The 608-nt window shown below is 60.5% G+C and carries 1 protein-coding gene; it reads left to right on the top strand.

Annotation, left to right across the window (positions count from 1 at the left end):
- A partial coding sequence (locus IG178_RS24425) for a DUF4352 domain-containing protein (protein ID WP_193215204.1) occupies nt 1-513 on the top strand: 513 nt, incomplete at its 5' end.
- Between the last annotated feature and the right edge of the window lie 95 nt (nt 514-608).

Raw genomic sequence — 608 nt, 5'->3', positions numbered from 1 at the left:
GTCAAACTGTCACCTGTTCGTGCGGCAGTCCCATCCGACGCTCAACACTCGGGGGAGCCTGCGGAGAATGAGGCCGCTGAGAAGGAAGCCGCGGACAAGCCTGCCGAAGAAGCTTCGTACGGTATCGGAGACACCGTGGCTGCCGATGATTGGGAGATCACCGTCGCCAAGGTCGACGATGGTGTCTCACAGGTCGGCGACGAATTCCTCAACGCCCAGGCACAGGGACAGTTCGTCCAGATCGAACTGTCGGTGAAGAACACCGGATCGGATCCGAACTTCTTCTTCGAAGACGACATCAAACTCGGTGATGAGGACGGCAACACCTACTCTGCGGATTCAGAAGCCGGCATCTATGCGACCGAGAACAACATCCTCTTCCTCGAAGAGATCAACCCCGGAAACACCGCCGAGGGTGCGCTCGTCTTCGATGTGCCCGAAGACGCTGACCCGAACAAGCTGACCTTCGCCGGCGGACTGTTCTCCGACCCGGTGGAGATCTCCTTGAAGTGACCTCACCGGTCCAGCTGTTCCGCCCGGGCGATGATCGACCGGGCGGCACGGACCGTCTGCCCGACGAACCCGTGCCCGAACAGGCGGATATGAGC

The sequence above is a fragment of the Neoluteolibacter marinus genome (assembly GCF_014904755.1).
GTDB classification, from domain to species: domain Bacteria; phylum Verrucomicrobiota; class Verrucomicrobiia; order Verrucomicrobiales; family Akkermansiaceae; genus Haloferula; species Haloferula marina.
This window is presented reverse-complemented; position numbering and strand designations above follow the sequence as displayed.